This is a genomic window from Burkholderia sp. Bp8986 (assembly GCF_003854225.1).
GTDB lineage: Bacteria > Pseudomonadota > Gammaproteobacteria > Burkholderiales > Burkholderiaceae > Burkholderia.
In genome coordinates, this window is sequence record NZ_QTQM01000045.1 from 35,814 (window position 1) to 52,378 (window position 16,565).

At 68.3% G+C, this 16,565-nt stretch carries 17 protein-coding genes; 4 read left to right on the forward strand and 13 right to left on the reverse strand.

All coding sequences use genetic code 11. The features are described 5' to 3' along the window. Positions 1-12: 12 nt before the first annotated feature. Genes DID99_RS29665 through DID99_RS29680 form a run of 4 tightly spaced genes read right to left on the reverse strand, consistent with a single transcriptional unit; the run spans position 13 to position 3,698 of the window. Entirely contained in the window at positions 13-735 is a 723-nt protein-coding gene (locus DID99_RS29665) for an SDR family NAD(P)-dependent oxidoreductase (RefSeq protein WP_124668104.1), read from the reverse strand. Continuing rightward, positions 713-1,834 carry a 2,3-butanediol dehydrogenase gene (locus DID99_RS29670; RefSeq protein WP_124668105.1) on the reverse strand — a complete coding sequence of 374 codons (1,122 nt, stop codon included), beginning with the start codon at positions 1,832-1,834 and terminating at the stop codon, positions 713-715. The genes DID99_RS29665 and DID99_RS29670 overlap by 23 nt, the downstream gene beginning before the upstream one ends. Position 1,835: 1 nt before the next feature. Then, positions 1,836-3,146, reverse strand: coding sequence for an MFS transporter (locus DID99_RS29675; RefSeq protein ID WP_124668106.1), 1,311 nt, complete (start codon positions 3,144-3,146; stop codon positions 1,836-1,838). Positions 3,147-3,164: 18 nt separating this feature from the next. Next, the gene (locus DID99_RS29680; RefSeq protein WP_044846474.1) at positions 3,165-3,698 is read right to left on the reverse strand and encodes a 2,4'-dihydroxyacetophenone dioxygenase family protein; all 534 of its coding nucleotides are present in this window, start codon (positions 3,696-3,698) and stop codon (positions 3,165-3,167) included. A 177-nt stretch (positions 3,699-3,875) separates the two neighbouring features. Between DID99_RS29680 and DID99_RS29685 the strand changes: the two genes are divergently transcribed. Then, the gene (locus DID99_RS29685) at positions 3,876-4,838 is read left to right on the forward strand and encodes a helix-turn-helix domain-containing protein (protein ID WP_124668107.1); all 963 of its coding nucleotides are present in this window, start codon (positions 3,876-3,878) and stop codon (positions 4,836-4,838) included. 92 nt (positions 4,839-4,930) lie between these two features. On the opposite strand, the gene DID99_RS29690 is transcribed toward DID99_RS29685, so the two are convergent. The 4 genes from DID99_RS29690 to DID99_RS29705 form a co-directional block, all read right to left on the reverse strand. Further along, complete coding sequence (locus DID99_RS29690; RefSeq protein ID WP_409362712.1) at positions 4,931-6,520, reverse strand: GMC family oxidoreductase; 1,590 nt, start codon at positions 6,518-6,520, stop codon at positions 4,931-4,933. A gap of 187 nt (positions 6,521-6,707) precedes the next feature. After that, the gene (locus DID99_RS29695) at positions 6,708-7,676 is read right to left on the reverse strand and encodes a helix-turn-helix domain-containing protein (protein ID WP_124668109.1); all 969 of its coding nucleotides are present in this window, start codon (positions 7,674-7,676) and stop codon (positions 6,708-6,710) included. A 583-nt stretch (positions 7,677-8,259) separates the two neighbouring features. Next, the gene (locus DID99_RS29700) at positions 8,260-9,207 is read right to left on the reverse strand and encodes an aldo/keto reductase (protein WP_124489009.1); all 948 of its coding nucleotides are present in this window, start codon (positions 9,205-9,207) and stop codon (positions 8,260-8,262) included. A gap of 359 nt (positions 9,208-9,566) precedes the next feature. After that, positions 9,567-10,187: a LysE/ArgO family amino acid transporter gene (locus DID99_RS29705; protein ID WP_124489010.1), complete on the reverse strand. Its 621-nt coding sequence runs from the start codon at positions 10,185-10,187 to the stop codon at positions 9,567-9,569. Between the two features lie 106 nt (positions 10,188-10,293). Between DID99_RS29705 and DID99_RS29710 the strand changes: the two genes are divergently transcribed. Next, positions 10,294-11,187, forward strand: coding sequence for a LysR family transcriptional regulator ArgP (locus tag DID99_RS29710; protein WP_124663577.1), 894 nt, complete (start codon positions 10,294-10,296; stop codon positions 11,185-11,187). A gap of 60 nt (positions 11,188-11,247) precedes the next feature. On the opposite strand, the gene fnr is transcribed toward DID99_RS29710, so the two are convergent. The 3 genes from fnr to DID99_RS29725 all read right to left on the reverse strand — a co-directional run bounded on the left by fnr (position 11,248) and on the right by DID99_RS29725 (position 13,416). Then, positions 11,248-11,994, reverse strand: a complete 747-nt coding sequence (gene fnr, locus DID99_RS29715; RefSeq protein ID WP_124668110.1) for a fumarate/nitrate reduction transcriptional regulator Fnr — start codon at positions 11,992-11,994, stop codon at positions 11,248-11,250. Between the two features lie 184 nt (positions 11,995-12,178). Further along, positions 12,179-12,646, reverse strand: a complete 468-nt coding sequence (locus DID99_RS29720; protein WP_124489012.1) for a universal stress protein — start codon at positions 12,644-12,646, stop codon at positions 12,179-12,181. 359 nt (positions 12,647-13,005) lie between these two features. Further along, complete coding sequence (locus DID99_RS29725) at positions 13,006-13,416, reverse strand: DUF3005 domain-containing protein (protein WP_044846465.1); 411 nt, start codon at positions 13,414-13,416, stop codon at positions 13,006-13,008. A 279-nt stretch (positions 13,417-13,695) separates the two neighbouring features. Here DID99_RS29725 and DID99_RS29730 point away from each other — a divergent pair, with 279 nt between their 5' ends. Both DID99_RS29730 and epsC read left to right on the forward strand, forming a co-directional pair. After that, on the forward strand, positions 13,696-13,929 hold the full coding sequence (locus tag DID99_RS29730) for a hypothetical protein (RefSeq protein ID WP_044846464.1): 234 nt from the start codon (positions 13,696-13,698) through the stop codon (positions 13,927-13,929). Positions 13,930-14,075: 146 nt separating this feature from the next. Continuing rightward, positions 14,076-14,996, forward strand: coding sequence for a serine O-acetyltransferase EpsC (gene epsC / locus DID99_RS29735; protein ID WP_124524118.1), 921 nt, complete (start codon positions 14,076-14,078; stop codon positions 14,994-14,996). A 125-nt stretch (positions 14,997-15,121) separates the two neighbouring features. Here the strand turns inward: epsC and DID99_RS29740 are convergent, their stop codons facing one another. Continuing rightward, positions 15,122-15,925: an SDR family oxidoreductase gene (locus tag DID99_RS29740; RefSeq protein ID WP_044846462.1), complete on the reverse strand. Its 804-nt coding sequence runs from the start codon at positions 15,923-15,925 to the stop codon at positions 15,122-15,124. Beyond that, the gene (gene folE, locus DID99_RS29745; RefSeq protein WP_044846461.1) at positions 15,925-16,554 is read right to left on the reverse strand and encodes a GTP cyclohydrolase I FolE; all 630 of its coding nucleotides are present in this window, start codon (positions 16,552-16,554) and stop codon (positions 15,925-15,927) included. The genes DID99_RS29740 and folE overlap by 1 nt, the downstream gene beginning before the upstream one ends. Between the last annotated feature and the right edge of the window lie 11 nt (positions 16,555-16,565).

Genomic DNA, 16,565 nt, shown 5'->3' on the forward strand with positions numbered 1-16,565 from the left:
GCGCGCCCGGCGCTAGACCGTCGAATACCCGCCATCCACCGGCACGATCGCGCCGGTGACGAACGATGCGCCGGGCGAGCACAGGAACAGGATCACGTCCGCGACCTCGTCGGCCGTGCCCCAGCGCGCGAGCGGCGTGCGATCGAGAATCCGCCGCGACGCCTGCGCGTCGGCCATCAGCCCGCTGCTGAGCGGCGTGTCGATCCAGCCGGGCGCCACCGCGTTCACGCGGATGCCGCGCTCGGCCCACGCCTGCGCGAGCGAGCGCGTCAGTTGCGCGATGCCGCCCTTGCTCGCGCTGTATGCCGGGCGATCCTTGCTGCCGAAGTACGTGTACATCGACGCGACGTTGACGATGCTGCCGCCGTTCGCCGAGAGTGCCGGCAGCGCGGCGTCGGACGCCCGCATCACCGACGTCAGGTTCACGTTCAGCACGAGTTCGAACTGGTCCATCCGGTATTCGTCCGCGTGCCGGCTGATGCCGACGCCGTTGACGAGCACGTCGACGCGCGGCAGCGAGCGGATCTGCCGCGTCAATGCTGCGTCGTCGGTCACGTCGAGCTCCACGCAGCCGATGCCGGGATGCACCGGCGCATGCGGGCCGGCGGCATCGAGCCCGAGCGCGACGACCGACGCGCCAGCTTCCGCGAAATGCCACGCGGTGCGCGCGCCGATGCCCGACGTGCCGCCCGTGACAACGACGGTCTTGCCGTCAAACGACCAGGGGCGGCTCATGTTCGATGCTCCCGACGGTGTGAAGGCGGCGCGCATGCCGGCGCGATGGCGCAACCAGGATCTTGATCTGCGCGCGATCGGCGAGCAGCGCGTCGAAGCCGTCGCCGACGGCGTCCTCGAGCGAGACGGTGCGCGTGACGATCGACGTGAGATCGAGCGCGCCCGACCCGATCAGCCGCAGCAGGTCTTCGTACACGTGCCGGTAGCCGACGCTCGCCGTGAAGGTCAGCTCGTCGTTGACCGCGCGGAACGCATCGAAGCCCGCATGCGGCATCAGGCCGACCATCACGAGGCGGCCGCCCTTGCGCAGCCCCTGCATCGCCGCCTCGAACGTGGCCGGCAGGCCGGCCGCCTCGAAGCTCACGTCGACGCCGAGCCCGCCCGCCGCTTCGCGGATCGCGTCGCGCAGCACCGGGGCGTCGAGCGAGCGCGCGTCGAACGCGTGCGTCGCGCCGAAGCGCGCGGCCGCCGCGAGCCGCTCGGGCGACACGTCGACCGCGACGATGGTCGTCGCGCCCTGCAGTTTCGCGAGCATGATCAGCAGCAGGCCGATCGGCCCGAGCCCGAACACCGCGCAGGTGTCGCCGAGCCGCAGCTCGCCGCGCCGCAGCGCGTGCAGCGCGACGGCCGCCGGTTCCATCACCGCGGCCTGTTCGAGACTGACGTCGTCGGGCAGGCGGTGCAGCATGTAGGCCGGCACGACCGCGAAATCGGCCATTCCGCCGTCGCCCATCAGGCCGGCGAAACCCATCGACACGCACAGGTTGTACGACCCCGCGCGGCAATATGCGCACTGGTGGCAGTGATACTCGGGCTCGACCGCCACGCGGTCGCCGGGGACCAGCGTCGTGACGCCCGCGCCGATTTCGACGACGGTGCCGCAGAACTCATGACCGAGCGTCAGCGGCGCGGTGCGGCCGGACAGCGGATGCGGCGCGTCGACGGGAATCGCGTGCGGGCCGTCCGCGTATTCGTGCAGGTCGCTGCCGCAGATGCCGCAATACGCGACCGCGATGCGAACCTCGCCGGGCCCGGCGCGCGGCGTGTCGAGATCGACCAGGCGGATGTCGCGCGGGCCGTGCCATTGAAGTGCGCGCATGTCAGCGTCCTCCGAGGTTTTGCGTATCGAGACGGGGAGCGGCATCGGCGGGCGCGCGCTTGCGCAGCACCGCGGGCGCGGTTTCGACGAGGCCGAACGACAGCACGCCCGCGAGGATCGCGCCGGCGGCCGACGTCCACATCGCGAACTGCAGGCCGTACTTGTCGGCGGCGAAGCCCGCGACTGTCGGCGCGACGAAGCCGCCGATCAGCTCGCCCGCGCCCATGATCAGGCCGAGCGCGCTGGCGATCGCGCGGGGCGGCACCGTTTCGGCCGGGATCGTCGCCATGAACAGCGTGAAGCAGCCGAGGCCGGTGTACGTGACGAACACGAGCGCGCCGAGCGCCCAGAGCGAATCGACGTGGATCATCACGACCGGGCAGGCGGCGGCGATCAGCGCGAACGCGATCATCGTCGGCTTGCGGCCGATCCGGTCGGAGATCGCCGGCACCGCGAAGCCCCAGAACACCCACGCGGCGCCGAGGCACGTCATCACGACGCCCATGTCGGCCGGGGACAGGTGGCGGCTCTCGACGAGGAAGACCGGCGCGAACGAGATGATCACGATGAACCACGTGAGGAAGAAGCAGCTGATCAGCACGCAGAGCAGGATGTTGCGCTCCTTCAGCAGCGCCCAGCGGTCGATCGCGGCGCCGCCGGCCGTCTGCGTACCGTGCGTGGCCGCGCTTTCGGCCTGGGCGCGCCGTACGCCGCCGGGCGGCACCTCGCGCACCCAGCGCCAGATGCAGAACGCGATCAGGAAGCCGGGCACGCACGACACGTAGAACGCCTCGCGCCAGCCGTAGGCGGTCGCGATGCCGATCACGACGGGCGGGCCGATCATCGCGCCGAGCAGGCCGGCGGCCGAGCCCTGCAGCAGGCCCATGTTCAGCCCGCGGCGGCTCGGCGTCGAGCTCTCGACCATCAGCGATTGCGACAGCGGCAGCACGGGGCCTTCGGCGATGCCCATCAGCGCGCGGAACGCGATCAGGCTCGCGAAGCCGCCGACGAGCCCCGACAGCGCCGAGCATACGGAAAAGCCGAGCACGGCCGCGATCAACAGCGGCTTGCGCGTGCCGCGCGCATCGGACCACGCGCCGGTCGCGGCGCCCGACAGCGCCCACGTGAGCGCGAGCGCGGACGACACCATGCCGAGCTGCGTGTTCGACAGGTGCAGCTCGGCCGACATGAACGGGAACAGGAACGACAGCGCGAGGCGGTCGAAGAACACGAAGCCGAACGTCATGAACAGGATCAGCAGCAGCCTGTTCTCGTACGTCCATGCGAGTTTGGGGGAAGGGCGGGATGTCATGGGCGGCCTCGTCGCGCGTCAGCGGAACAGCTTCTCGATCGCGTGCGCGCCGAGGCCGACCTTCTCGTAATGCGCCTTGCACATCGCGATGTACGAATGCACGTCGAAGTAGCCGTCGGGGTTGCCTTCGTCGTCGAGCCAGATCAGCGGGCCCTTGACGATGAAGAACGCGCGCATCGGTTCCGGATGATCGAACGCGACGAGCGTGTGGCCTTCGCCGGGCGTTTCATACACGAAATCGCCGCGCGTCGCGGTCCATTCGTGCTCGAGGTAGCCCCACTTGCCGGACAGCGTGTAAGCGAACACCTCGTGCGGGTGGTAGTGCCGGTTCACGAGCCCGGCTTCCTTCGCCATCAGGATGTCGCACCATTTGTTCTGCGACGGCGAGATCCACAGCGGCCGCGACGAAACCGTTTCGGTGAACGGAACGTAATAGCGCGCGTCCTCGGTGGCCGCGTTCGGGATGTACGCTTCCGGCAGCGCATCGGGCTTGAACGGATTGGCAATCGGCGCGATGTTTTGCCAGAATTCGGATACGGCTTGGTCGACCACGGTTCGTCTCCTTGTGGTTAGGTGTCGTGGGGTCGACTTTAGCCAGCCGGTGCGCGCCGCTCTTGACTGGGCTGGACGAATTGCTTGATCGGGCCGGACATCGCGCCGCACCTGTAATCACAAGAACCATCCCCCAATCCGTGCCGCTCCGCACGACAGGCGCCCGCAGGAGGCGACGTGACGAATTCGACCGTTCTTTCATGCACGCGCGGCTCGACGGCCGACGTGCCGGTGCGCGACCGGATGGCCTACTGGGATGCGTTCAACGCCGCGACGCTGGTCGGCCTGCGCTGCTCGTCGCTGTCGCCGGCGGGGCTCGAGGTCGAGAAGACCGATCTCGCGCTGCCGGGGCTCGGCGTTGCCGACATCAGCGGGCGCGATCACGTGATCGAGCGCAGCCCCGCGCTGGTGCGCCAGTTGCCGAAGGAGTCGCTGTTTGCGTGCCAGATCCTGAGCGGTCGCGCGTATTTCATCCAGCGCGAGCGCTGCCTGCTCGCGGAAGCCGGCGACATCGTCGTGTACGATACGCGCGTGCCCTATCTGTTCGGATTCCTGACGCCGATGCGGCAATTGCTGATCGATATCCCGATTGCCACGTTCGACGATCGATTCGACGCGGAGCTGGCGGCGCTGCCGTTGCGGATCGCGCCGAAACCGGGGGCGGGCGCGATGCTCGGCGCGACACTGCGCGCGAGCGTCGAGCGCTTCATGAAGGCGCCGGTCGAAGACGACGCCGCGCGCTTCGTCGAACACACGCGCATGCTGGTCGCGGAACTCATCGACGCCGAAGTGAACGGCGCACGCACATCGCGCGCGTCGCTGTCGTACCTGCTGACCGCGAAGCAGTACATCGCGACCCATCTCGGCGATCCGGAGCTCGGGCCACAGGCGGTGGCCGATGCGGTCGGGCTGTCGTTGCGGCACCTGGGCCGGCTCTTCGCGGCCGAAGGCGAGTCGATCACGCAGCACATCTGGTCCGAGCGGCTGACGCATGCGCATCGCGAGCTGACCGACGCGCGCCTGCGCAAGACGAGCATCGGCGAGATCGCGTTTCGGTGGGGCTTCTCCAGCCAGGCGCACTTCAGCCGTGCGATTCGCGAGCGCTACGGTGCGTCGCCGATGGCGCTGCGCAGCGCTTGACGCTGAAGCAGCGGAACCGATGCCGACGCGGCGCGTGGCTCACGCGCCGCTTTCGTTTTCATTGCATGCCGGTCGCGGCGTGAGTCGCCGCGTCACTCCGCGAGCATGAACTCGGCACAGCGTTCCGCGATCATGATCGTCGGCGCGTTCGTGTTGCCCGATACGATGCGCGGCATCACCGATGCGTCGCAGATTCGCAATCCGTCGATCCCTTGCACCGCGAGACGCGGCGTCACGACCGCGGTTTCGTCGCTCCCCATCCGGCAGGTGCCGGCCGGGTGATAGACGGTTTTCGCGCGGCACCGTACGTAGTCGGCCAGCGCGTCGTCGGTCAGCGCTTCGGCTTCGCGGACGATGCGGGCGAGCGACGGCGCGCGGATGATCTTCCGGGCGAGCGCGACGCCGCGCACGAGGCCGTCGACGTCCGCCGGATCCGACAGTGCGCCGCTGTCGAACCGGATCGGCACGGCCGGATCGTTGCCGCGCAGTTGCACCGAGCCGCGCGAACGCGGCCGCAACAGGCACGGATTGATCGACAGGCCGTGGCCCGGCAGCGGTGCGCGATCGACGTCGCCGACGAGCGTCGGCAGCACGTGGAACTGGATGTCGGGGCGGCCGCTGCCGGTCGTATCGACGAACGCGCCGGATTCGACGACGTTCGACGTCAGCAGGCCCGTGCGGGTCAGCATCCATTGCAGCCCGTGCCGCAGCGCCTTCAGCCCGCGATCCTCGCCGAACAGGCTGATCGGCGCGTGGCTGTAGCCGTAGATCGAGACCTCGAGATGGTCCTGGAAATTCGCGCCGACTTCCGGGCTGTCGTGCAGCACGTCGATGCCGTATGCGCGCAGGTGTGCGCCGGGTCCGATGCCCGACAGCATCAGCAGCTTCGGCGTACTGAGCGCGCCGGCGGCGAGTACGACGTCGGCGCGGGAGGTGGCCGAGCCGGTCGCGCCGTTCTCCATCCGCCATTCGACGCCGGTCGCGCGCCGGCCGTCGAAGCGCACGCGGGTCACGCGGCAGCCGGTCAGCACGCGCAGGTTCGGGTCGCCGAGCGCGTCGGCGAGATAGGTCGCCGCGGTGCTGCCGCGCTGCCCGTCGAAAATCGTCGTGTGGTAGAAGCCGGCGCCGTGCTGCGCGGCGCCGTTGAAATCGTCGTTGTACGCGATGCCGGTTTCCTGCGCGGCCTTCACGAACGCGAGGCTCAGCGGATGCCGGAAGCGCGTGTCGCCGACCTTCAGCGGCCCGTCGGTGCCGTGGAACGGCTCGGACAGCCGCAGGTGCGACTCGGCGCGCTTGAACACCGGCAGCACGTCGCTCCAGCGCCAGCCCGTGCAGCCGAGCGCGGCCCATTCGTCGTAGTCGGCGCGCGTGCCGCGCACGTACAGCATCGCGTTGACCGAACTGCCGCCGCCGAGCGTGCGGCCCTGCGGCACGTAGGTCCTGCGTCCCGCCGCGCCGGCCTGCGGCTCGCTTTCGAACGTGACCGTGCGCTGCGTGCCGAGCACGCGGATGAACGTCGCCGGAATCCGGATGAACAGGCTGTCGTCCTTCGGGCCGTCCTCGAGCAGCAGCACGCGCCTGCCTGCCTTTACCAGTCGATGTGCCACCGTGCAGCCGGCCGAACCGCCGCCGACGACGATATGGTCGTACGTCTCCATCCTGCTTTGTCTCCTCGCTGTCAGGCGGCGGAACGAGCACCGCCGCGCAGGAAGCCAGCTTAGCGACGGGCGCGAGTCCCCGTTTGACCGGGGCGGACGCCGGGCTTGCTTCGCGCGGACACGGCGGGGCGCCGTGGCGGCTCATGCAGCGATCTCGTTGCGCTGACGGTTGGCCGTGGATTGCGCAGCAGGAGAACCCGGCGACGAGCGGCTAGCGCGGGTTGCCCGGCGCGCGCGTGTCGCTCGGCGTCTCGCCGAAGCGCGCGCGATAGCTGCGGCTGAAGTGCGCGCTGTTGTTGAAGCCCCAGTGGAACGCGATTTCGCTGACCGTCAGGTGCTTCAGCGAGCGGTCGCGCAGGTCGGCGCGGCAGCGTTCGAGACGCCGCGCGAGGATGTAGCGCGTGAGCGGCATCCCTTCGATTTCGAAGATGCGCGCGAGTTGGCGCGGCGACAGGTTGATCGCGCGGCTGACCGACCGGGTATCGAGGTCGTCGTCGGCGAGATGGCTGTCGATGAATGCCTTCGCGCGCGACAGCGTGTGGACGGTCGACTTGGTCGGCGACGCGTCGCCGTCGCGCAGCCGCAGCATCGACTGCATCAGGTCGAGCATCGCGGCGGCGCGCCGTTCGCGCGCGGTGGGCATCGATTCGTGCGGTTCGGCGAGCAGTGCGTAGAGCTGCCGCGCGGCCCACGACGTGACGCCGTCGCCGCGGTCGATCTTGACGACGCTGCGATAGCGCCACGGGCCGACGTGCGCTTCGAACACGTCGCGCGGCACGTCGAGCACGGTCATCGCCATGTTCGCCGGAAAGCCGTGACCGTACGGCGTCGACGTGTCGTACAGCACGATGTCGCCGGGCGCATGCTGGATGCACTCGACGTCCTGGAACGTATAGCCCTGCCCTTCGTGCATCAGGCACACGAACACGGCGTCGCGCGGGTCCGCGTGGATGTTGTGCGGCGTGCGCACGACCGCATGCCGGTTCGCGACGATGTCGCACACCCCCAGCAGCCCCAGGTCGCGCTTGCGCAGCGACGCGTCGATGCCTTCGGACGATTTACCGCTGCATTCGATGCGCACGAGCGAGCGGGCGACATGGTCGACCCAGAAGTCGACGCGTTCGTCGCCGCGTACGGCGCGCGTCGAGATCGACACGATTCCCGTGCTGATGTCCGGCATGACGTCCTCCCAATGACCGCCCGAGCGGCGCAGTCTCGGATACGCCGGCGGGCGCGGTCAATCGGTGAAAGACCCGGGGCGGGCCCGGGATGCGCTTGCGGCGGCGCGTTGCGGCCGGATGTCCGTGTGAGTCAACGAATATGGCCGGGAAAGGCAAAACGTGCGGGCGTGTTCGGGGTATGTTGTTCGGTTCGGTTCGAACGGTAAGACGCGAGGCTGCTTCGTTATACGGAATAAAAGTCGCGTGCCGCCGGATCGTCTCGTTGAAGCTGCGCGGTGGTCGCGTGATTCATCGAGCTCGCATCTCGCGCGCTGGCGAAGCGATGGCGGTATGCATGTTTGCGTGCCGCCGAAGACCTGGGGCAGCGGTGTGTCGTGGATTTTTTTCGTTGTGTTGGAGCAGAAGCGCGTGTTGTCGGATCGTCTTGCCGAAACCGCGCGCCGGTCGAGTGATTCGCGGCGCTCTTCCCGCGCGCGCGGCGTGAGCGATGCCGACATCCCTGTTCGCGTCACCCGCGCCTCGCACCGGCGGCTTGAAGCGCGAAACGCCGAGATTCAAGCCGTCATCTGCTTGTACGCGACGTCAGACCGCGCTGGCCGCGTCGATCTTCCGAATGTCCTCATCGTCGAGCCGCACGCGAATCGCCTCGCCGAGCAGCGCGAGCTGTTCGAGCGACGTCGCGCTCGCGATCGGCGCGGTGATCGTCGGCCGCGCGATCTGCCATGCGAGCGCGATCGCGGCCGGCTGCGTGCCGTGCTTCGCCGACACATCGTCGAGCGCCGCGAGAATGCGCAGGCCGCGCGCATCGAGATAGCGGGCGACGCGATCGCCGCGCACGCTCTTCTTCAGGTCGGCCTCGCTGCGGTACTTGCCCGACAGGAAGCCGCTCGCGAGCGCGTAGTAGTTGACGACGCCGAGCTGCAGGTCGCGCACGACCGGTTCGAGATCGCGCTCGTAGTCGGCGCGGTTGATCAGGTTGTATTCCGGCTGGATCACCTGGTACGCGGGCAGGCCGTCGCGCTTGCTGATGTCGGCGGCTTCGCGCAGGCGCGCGCCGCTGTAGTTCGACGCGCCGATGATGCGCACCTTGCCCGCGTCGATCAGCGTCTGGTATGCGGCGAGCGTTTCTTCGAGCGGGGCCGTGTCGGCCAGATCGCGGTGCGAAAAATACAGGTCGATGTAGTCGGTCTGCAGGCGGCGCAGCGAATCGTCGGCGGCCTTCAGGATGTTGTCTTTCGTGAGGCCCGCACGCGCGTCGAGCAGGCCGACCTTGGTTGCGATCACGACCTGGTCGCGCTTGCCGGAACGCTTCAGCCACTTGCCGATGATCGTCTCCGATTCGCCGCCGCGGTTGCCGGGCACCCAGGCCGAATAGACGTCGGCCGTGTCGATGAAGTTGATGCCGGTGTCGGCGAGCGCGTCGAGCAGCGCAAACGATGCGTTTTCGTCGACGGTCCAGCCGAAGACGTTGCCGCCGAAGGCGAGCGGGGAAACCTGGATGTCCGAGGTGCCGAGGGTGCGTAGTGCCATGTTGCTCTCCGGAATCTGAAGGGTGACGGGTTGGAACGACGGGATTGGCCGCGATGAATGCGACGGGACGGCGGTCGGGTGAAGCACGTTCGCCGTTGTCGCGGGACGCTGGAACATTCTCGCCGATCGACCGGATTCGTGCAGCGGGCGCGCGGCCGTGAAGACGGAGGAATTGCCGCGGACGGCGGACGCATCGTCTGCTGCGTGGGTCATTCGTGCCGCCGCGTTCGATCGGGAACCGAATTTTGTTGCGGCCGGGCGCGGCAACGGGAGAGACGGGCGGAGCCGGCCGCTTCGCCGCAGCGGAACGAAAAGCGGGCGGCAAGTTGCCGCCCGCGATCGATCATTCACCGAGGCCGTTATCGCAACTGCACGGCCGCCAGGAACAGCACCATGCTGCCGATCGCGCCGTCCAGCACGCGCCACGCGACGGCCTTGCGGAACCACGGCGCGAGCAGTCGCGCACCGTATCCGAGCCCGAGGAACCACACGACGCTGACCGACATCGCGCCGATCGCGAACGCCAGCCGCGTGCCTTCCGGCTCTCGCGCACCGGCCGTGCCGATCAGCAGGAACGTATCGAGATACACGTGCGGGTTGAGCCACGTGAACGCGAGCGTCATCAGCACGATCGCGACCGCGCTCTGCGGCGGCGGCGCGACGGCGTCGCCGCGCACGTCGAGCGTTGCGTGTCCCGGCTTGAACGCGCGACGCAGCGCGTTGAAGCCGAACCATGCGAGATACGCGAGGCCGACGTACAGCACCATGTGGACGAAGGTCGGATAGCGTTCGACGAGGACCGACGCGCCGCCGACGCCCGCGCCGATCAGGATCATGTCGGACAGCGCGCACAGCAGCACGATCTTGCCGACATGCGAGCGCATGATGCCTTGCCGGAGCACGAACGCGTTCTGCGCGCCGATGGTGACGATGAGCGACCCGCACAGGGCGGCGCCGTGGGAAAAAGCGATCCAGTTCATGATGGGGAGCGGTGACGCAGTAGACGGGTGAATCGGTTGGCGCTAGTCTGCGATGAGCTGGGACATAAGAGAAGCTAATTCACCTAATGCAGATTAAGGAAATCTAATGCTCGACTACGCATTGCTCGATGCCCTCGCGGCGGTGATCCGGCACGGTTCGTTCGAGCGGGCGGCCAAGGAGCTGAACGTCACGCCGTCGGCGGTATCGCAGCGCGTGAAACTGCTGGAGGAGCGTGTCGGCAGCGTGCTCGTCAAGCGCGGGCAGCCGTGCGTCGCGACGACGTCGGGTGCGCTGCTGTGCCGGCATACCGAGCGCGTGCAATTGCTCGAGGCCGAACTGGGCGGCCGGATGCCCGCCTTGCCGGGCCAGATCGCGAGCGCATGGCCGACGTTGCGTGTCGCCGTCAACGACGACAGCGTCGCGACCTGGTTCATCGATGCGGTCGGGCCGTTCTGCACCGAGCGCGAGACCTTGCTCGACCTCGTGATCGACGACCAGGACCATACGGCCGCGCGAATTCGCGATGGCAGCGTGCAGGGCGCGGTGACCGCGCAGGCCGAGCCGATCCAGGGGTGCCGGTCGACGCGGCTCGGGCGTATCCGCTATCGCGCGGTGTGTTCGCCGGCGTTTTACGCGCGCTATTTTGGTGCGGGCATCACGCGCGATGCGCTGCGCCGCGCGCCGTGCGTGATGTTCAATTCGAAGGACGGCTTGCAGGCGCGCTTCATCCGGCGCGTGACGCGCGCGGATCTCGATCCGCCGCAACACTGGATCCCGCACGTCGCGGGCTACCTGCGCGCTTGCGAAACGGGGCTGGGATGGGGGATGTGCCCGGACCGGATGGTCGATCGCCAGCTGGCGGCGGGCGAACTGGTCGACATGTCGCGCGGGCGGACCGTCGATATCGATCTGTACTGGCAGAGCTGGCGCCTGTCGATCGGCTGGCTCGACGACTTCAGCGCGGCACTGAAGGCGCGCGCCGCGCTGTTTCTCGACTGATCGAGGCGGGCGCGGCGAATGGCGGCCGGCGGCGGCGCGCAGGTCACGCGCCGCGCGGGGTCAGACGTGGTGCAGGCCGTCGAAGTCGACGATCTGCACGAGGCGGCCGTGCATTTCGATCAGGCCGCGCTTCTGGAACTTCGACAGTGTGCGGCTGACCGTTTCGAGCGTCATGCCGAGGTAGCTGCCGATGTCTTCGCGCGTCATTCGCAGGTTGAATTCCGACGGCGAGTAACCGCGCTTCAGGTAGCGTGCCGACACGTCGAGCAGGAATGCGGCGACGCGCTCTTCGGCGTTCAGCGAACCGAGCAGCATGGTCTGCGACGTTTCGCGCACGATCTGTTCGCTCATCAGCTTGTGCATGCGCAGCTGCATCGTGCCGGCTTCCGAGCACAGCGACTTGAGCGCGCTGTACGGAATCACGCAGACCGAGCTGTCTTCCAGCGCGACCGCGGTGCGCGGGTGCGTGTCGTCGCAGATGCCGTCGAGGCCGAGCGCCTCGCCCGCGAGGTGCAGGCCGGTGACCTGCTCGCGGCCGTCGTGGCGCGTGGCGACGGTTTTCAGCGAACCCGAGCGCACGGCGTACAGGTTGTCGAAGGTGTCGCCTTCGCGGAACAGCGCTTCGCCGCGCTTGACCGGGCGTGCCGCGCAGATGACCGATTCGAGGCGGCTGAGCGCGTCGGGTGCGAGGCCCTGCGGCATGCACAGGTGCCGCATTGCGCACGACGAGCAGTGCGGGGCCTGGCGGGGCGCCCAGGTGCCTGCATGGGGCGGTACGGCGGGGCGTGTGGCGACGGGCGTCAACATGATCGTTTACTCCGGCATTGAATCGACGGAATCATTGTCCCACCGCAAGTTGCCGCTGTCGGGCGACAAAACGTCGCGACCGCGCGCACATGCCGCGGGCATTGCAGCGGCCTGCGTGCAGGCACGCCGCTGCGCGTGCGCGCCGCGCCGCGCACGCCGATGCCGATGCCGATGCCGACACCGCTCAGCCTTCCTGATCGTCCGTATGCGCGGCGGCCGGGATCAGCAGCACGGGCAGCGTCGCATGCCGCACGCACTGTTCGGCGATGCTGCCGAGCACGAGGCGACGGAACCCGCGGCGGCCGTGCGTGCCGAGCACGAGGAGGTCGGCGCCGAATGCTTTCGCACCGTCGAGGATCAGCGTCGACACGTCGTTGAGCGACGACGCCTCGCTCGTCAGCGTCTCGCCCTTCACGCCGGCCGCCTGCATCAGCTTCCTGAAATCCGCCGCGAGCGCATTGCCTTGCGCGATGAGCTGATCGCGCAGCACGGACGGGTCGTAGCCCGGCACGTTGTAGTAGATCGCGGCGTTTTCGACGACGTAGAACGGCTGCAGTTCGGCACCGTGCTCCTTTGCGAGCGCGAGGGCGGCGTCGAACGCGTGGCGTGCGGTGTCGCTGCCGTCGATGGCAACCAGAATGCGCTTGTACATAGTGTCTCCGAGTGGCGGATTGAACGGAAATCGGCCGAACGGCCGTGCGTCGCTGCGAGGCAGGGTAAACCAACGGCGGGGACTTTGCAGCGACGTGCCGGCGGTCGCGAATGGGCATTGAATCGCATCCGTATCGCGAGGACGTGACTTCGATCAATGCCGATGCATCGGCGTCGTGAAATCCCGCGTGCCGAACCCGAACCGGGCGCCGATATCGATTCCGGCGCCGATTCGGAAGATCGCACCGCCTGCGCACCGAGCGACCGGCCGGCGCGCGAACGCGCACGCCGGTCCGCCGCCGTCGGCCGTCGGCGCCCTTCAACCCGCCGATCGAACGATCGATTCAAACGCTACGTGCGTTACCGCGGCACCGCGGTGATTTCGATCACCCGTTCCGGCCGGCGTCCGTGGCCGGGCCAGTGCGCGCTGCCGTACATCCGGTGAACCGGGCCGTACGGCGCGTCGCCCGCGTGCGACGGCGCGTCGAACCCCTTCTCGATCACCATGTAGCCGGCCCGCAGCGCGAACGCAGGATGATTGCCGCCCGGCCGGCTGTCGAAGCCGGCGAAGCCGTCACCGGCCTCGGGCATCGCGTTGACGAGCGACGCGTTGCTGCCCGTGATCTGGTCGGGCGGGAAGGGGTTGCCGCTCGCGAGACGCGCCGCCTCGCGATTCTTGCCGTCGGTGTCGACGGTGCTGTCGTGCGTGTCGTCGTTGTCGAGTTCGATGCTGCGCGGATGCGCGGCGTGCGCTTGAGCTGACGTTTCCATCACGGCTCTCCTGGCGGCGTAGCGCTCCGGATCGAAGCAAATCCCGTTCCGGGCAAGACGGGAAAATGGTGCGCGGGCGATCGCCGCGGTCGCGTGGCGCGCACTGATTTGTCATGATTTATTTCAGCTAGAACACCCGTTTTCTACAGAGTATGATTCTTTTCCTGCGAAGCGGCGACAGGGGATGCAGTACGCGCCGACTCTGCCCGCACCGGGCGCCGCAGCACCCTTAGAGACGGGTAGCGAACAACAAGCAAAGGGACTAGAGGTGGCGGATTCATGCAAGCGACTACTGCCTTCACGCACCGCGGTTATCTGTTGAATTGCGCGCCCGCGCGCGCCACTGACGGGTCGTTCAAGCCCTACGTCGTGATCTCCCGATCGAGTGACGGGGAACTCGTCGCGAACCGTTTTTTCCCGAGCGAGCTCCAGTTCAACGACGAAGGCGACGCGATCGCGCATGCGCGCGACTGGGCCGTGCGCTGGATCGACGCGAGCAGCGTCACGATCTGACGCCGTCGCGCGGCGGCAGCGGCGGCAGCGGCGGCCGTCCGGCCGATCCCCCGGCGTGCCGCTGCCCGGCGAAAACGCGGTAATCTTGCGGAACCCGTCACTTTATTAGCGGCCGTGCGATCGCGCGCGGCTGCCTGCATTGGCATATGTCGACATCACCCGCCCGTCAGTGGGGCCTCGAAGAAATCGTTGCCGGCTTGCGCGAATCGCGCGAGGAACTTCACCGCACGCGTCATCCGCGCGGCATCCGCGAGCTGCCGTCGCGCGACGCGATCTGCAAGATCGTCACCGGCCTGCGTGCGTCGATGTTCCCGACGCACTACGGCGCGCCGGATCTGACCGACGAAAGCGTCGACTACTACGTCGGCCACACGCTCGAAAGCACGCTGCGGATCCTGTCCGAACAGATCCGCCGCGCGCTGCCGTTCCTGCCCGAGCATGCGGACACGCCGTTCGCGGAACTCGACGAACGCGCGTTCGAGATCGCGCGCGAGTTCGGCCGGCAGTTGCCGGCGGTTCGCGCGCTGCTGGTCAGCGACATCCAGGCCGCCTACGCGGGCGATCCGGCCGCGCAGCACATCACCGAGATCCTGCTGTGCTATCCCGGCGTGTTCGCGATGATGCACCATCGGCTCGCGCATGCGCTGCACCAACTCGGTGTGCCGCTGCTCGCCCGTTTCATCAATGAAATCGCGCACTCCGCCACCGGCATCGACATTCACCCGGGCGCGCAGATCGGCCCGAGCTTCTTCATCGATCACGGCACCGGTGTCGTGATCGGCGAAACCGCGATCATCGGCGAGCGCGTGCGCGTGTACCAGGCCGTCACGCTCGGCGCGAAGAGCTTCCCGGCCGATGGGGACGGCACGCTGGTGAAGGGCAACGCGCGGCATCCGATCGTCGAGGACGACGTGGTGATCTATGCGGGCGCGACCATTCTCGGCCGCGTGACGATCGGGCGCGGCTCGGTGATCGGCGGCAACGTGTGGCTTACGCACAGCGTGCCGCCCGGCACGAGCGTCGCGCAGGGCAAGGTCCGCGAAGGCGGCAGCGGCGAGAAGCCGTAACGCGGCGCGCGAACGGCGAAACTGTCGTTCGCGCGGCGCAGGCGCAGGCGCAGCGAAGGCGCGCGCCGACACCCGCATACCGGTGTGCCAAGAGGGTGCACGGCTGCCGCCGCGCCCCCGCTTCGTCAGTGCTTGCCGGCCGGCGAGCGATGCTTGTAGAGCACGTCCTGGTCGACGCGGATCAGGTTCTGCCCCGCATCGACGACGAAATCCACGCCGTTGTACGCGCTGCCCGTCAACAGCAGGATCGCGCTCGCGACGTCGTCGGGGCCGGCGATGCGCGCGAGCGGCGTCGACGCGCGGCTCGCGTGTTCGAAGTCGGCCTGCGTCTGGTCGTCGCTCGGCAGCATCAGCCCCGGGAACACCGCATTCACGCGCAGCACCGGCGACGACGACAGCGCGAGCATCTGCGTGAGGTTGCCGAGCGCGGCCTTCGCGACCGTGTAGCTGAAATGGTCGCGGTGGAAGTTTTCCTTGATCTTCTGGTCGACCACGTTGACGACGACGCCCTGCGTGCCGGCCGCGCGGGCCCGTTCGTAGAACGCGCGCGTGAGCAGGATCGGCGCGCGGCAGTTGACGGCCCACGCCTGGTCGAATGCCGCGAGGTCGAAGCTCGGGAAATGGTCCTGCCAGAACACCGACGCGTTGTTGACCAGCACGTCGAGGCGGCCGAAGCGCGCATAGACCTGGTCGATCAGCGCGGTGATCTGCGCGGCATCCGACAGGTCGGCCTGCAACGCGACCGAATCATGCCCGCGTTCGGCGATCGCGCGGGCCGCCGCCTGTGCGGCATCGGCGGAGCGGTCGTAGTGGACCGCGGTGCGATAGCCGTGCGCGGCGAAATACTCGGCGAACGCGCGCCCGGCCCGGCGCGCGGCGCCGGTCACGAGCACGACCGGCGCGTGTGCCGCTTGCTTCGTGGACTGCATTACGTATTCGTCAGGTTGACTGAAGAAGGATTGGCGACGATCGACAGGAATTCGCGCCGCGTCGACGGATCGGTGCGGAACGTGCCGAGCATGCGCGACGTGACCATTTCGACGCCCGGCTTGTGAATGCCGCGCGTCGAGATGCACTGGTGCGCGGCTTCGAGGATCACGCCGACGCCCTTCGGCTGCAGCACGTCGAACAGCGTGTCGGCGATCTGCACGGTCATCTTTTCCTGGATCTGCAGGCGCTTCGCGAACGCGTCGACGAGACGCGCGAGCTTCGAGATGCCGACGACGCGATGGTTCGGCAGATACGCGACGTGCGCGCGGCCGATGATCGGCACCATGTGGTGCTCGCAGTAGCTCTCGAAGCGGATGTCCTTCAGCACGATCATCTCGTCGTAGCCGTCGACTTCGCTGAACGTGCGCGCGAGGATGTCGCGCGGTTCCAGCGCATAGCCGGCGAAGAACTCTTCGTATGCGCGCACGACGCGCGCCGGCGTGTCGAGCAGCCCTTCGCGGGCGGGATCGTCGCCGGCCCAGCGCAGCAGCACGCGAACGGCATCCTCCGCTTCTTCGCGGCTCGGCCGGGATGCGGCCGGCTCGGGCCGCGCGTTCTTTTTACCCATCTAGTCGCTCC

What these genes read in the sequence shown, in the direction of transcription:
- DID99_RS29710 (WP_124663577.1), top strand. Translation starts at nt 10,294, where the DNA reads ATGCTCGACTACGCATTGCTCGATGCCCTCGCGGCGGTGATCCGGCAC.
- epsC (WP_124524118.1), top strand. Translation starts at nt 14,076, where the DNA reads ATGTCGACATCACCCGCCCGTCAGTGGGGCCTCGAAGAAATCGTTGCC.
- DID99_RS29675 (WP_124668106.1), bottom strand. Translation starts at nt 3,146, where the DNA reads ATGACATCCCGCCCTTCCCCCAAACTCGCATGGACGTACGAGAACAGG.
- DID99_RS29670 (WP_124668105.1), bottom strand. Translation starts at nt 1,834, where the DNA reads ATGCGCGCACTTCAATGGCACGGCCCGCGCGACATCCGCCTGGTCGAT.
- DID99_RS29720 (WP_124489012.1), bottom strand. Translation starts at nt 12,646, where the DNA reads ATGTACAAGCGCATTCTGGTTGCCATCGACGGCAGCGACACCGCACGC.
- DID99_RS29705 (WP_124489010.1), bottom strand. Translation starts at nt 10,187, where the DNA reads ATGAACTGGATCGCTTTTTCCCACGGCGCCGCCCTGTGCGGGTCGCTC.
- DID99_RS29730 (WP_044846464.1), top strand. Translation starts at nt 13,696, where the DNA reads ATGCAAGCGACTACTGCCTTCACGCACCGCGGTTATCTGTTGAATTGC.
- DID99_RS29740 (WP_044846462.1), bottom strand. Translation starts at nt 15,925, where the DNA reads ATGCAGTCCACGAAGCAAGCGGCACACGCGCCGGTCGTGCTCGTGACC.
- DID99_RS29725 (WP_044846465.1), bottom strand. Translation starts at nt 13,416, where the DNA reads ATGGAAACGTCAGCTCAAGCGCACGCCGCGCATCCGCGCAGCATCGAA.
- DID99_RS29700 (WP_124489009.1), bottom strand. Translation starts at nt 9,207, where the DNA reads ATGGCACTACGCACCCTCGGCACCTCGGACATCCAGGTTTCCCCGCTC.
- DID99_RS29695 (WP_124668109.1), bottom strand. Translation starts at nt 7,676, where the DNA reads ATGCCGGACATCAGCACGGGAATCGTGTCGATCTCGACGCGCGCCGTA.
- fnr (WP_124668110.1), bottom strand. Translation starts at nt 11,994, where the DNA reads ATGTTGACGCCCGTCGCCACACGCCCCGCCGTACCGCCCCATGCAGGC.
- DID99_RS29665 (WP_124668104.1), bottom strand. Translation starts at nt 735, where the DNA reads ATGAGCCGCCCCTGGTCGTTTGACGGCAAGACCGTCGTTGTCACGGGC.
- folE (WP_044846461.1), bottom strand. Translation starts at nt 16,554, where the DNA reads ATGGGTAAAAAGAACGCGCGGCCCGAGCCGGCCGCATCCCGGCCGAGC.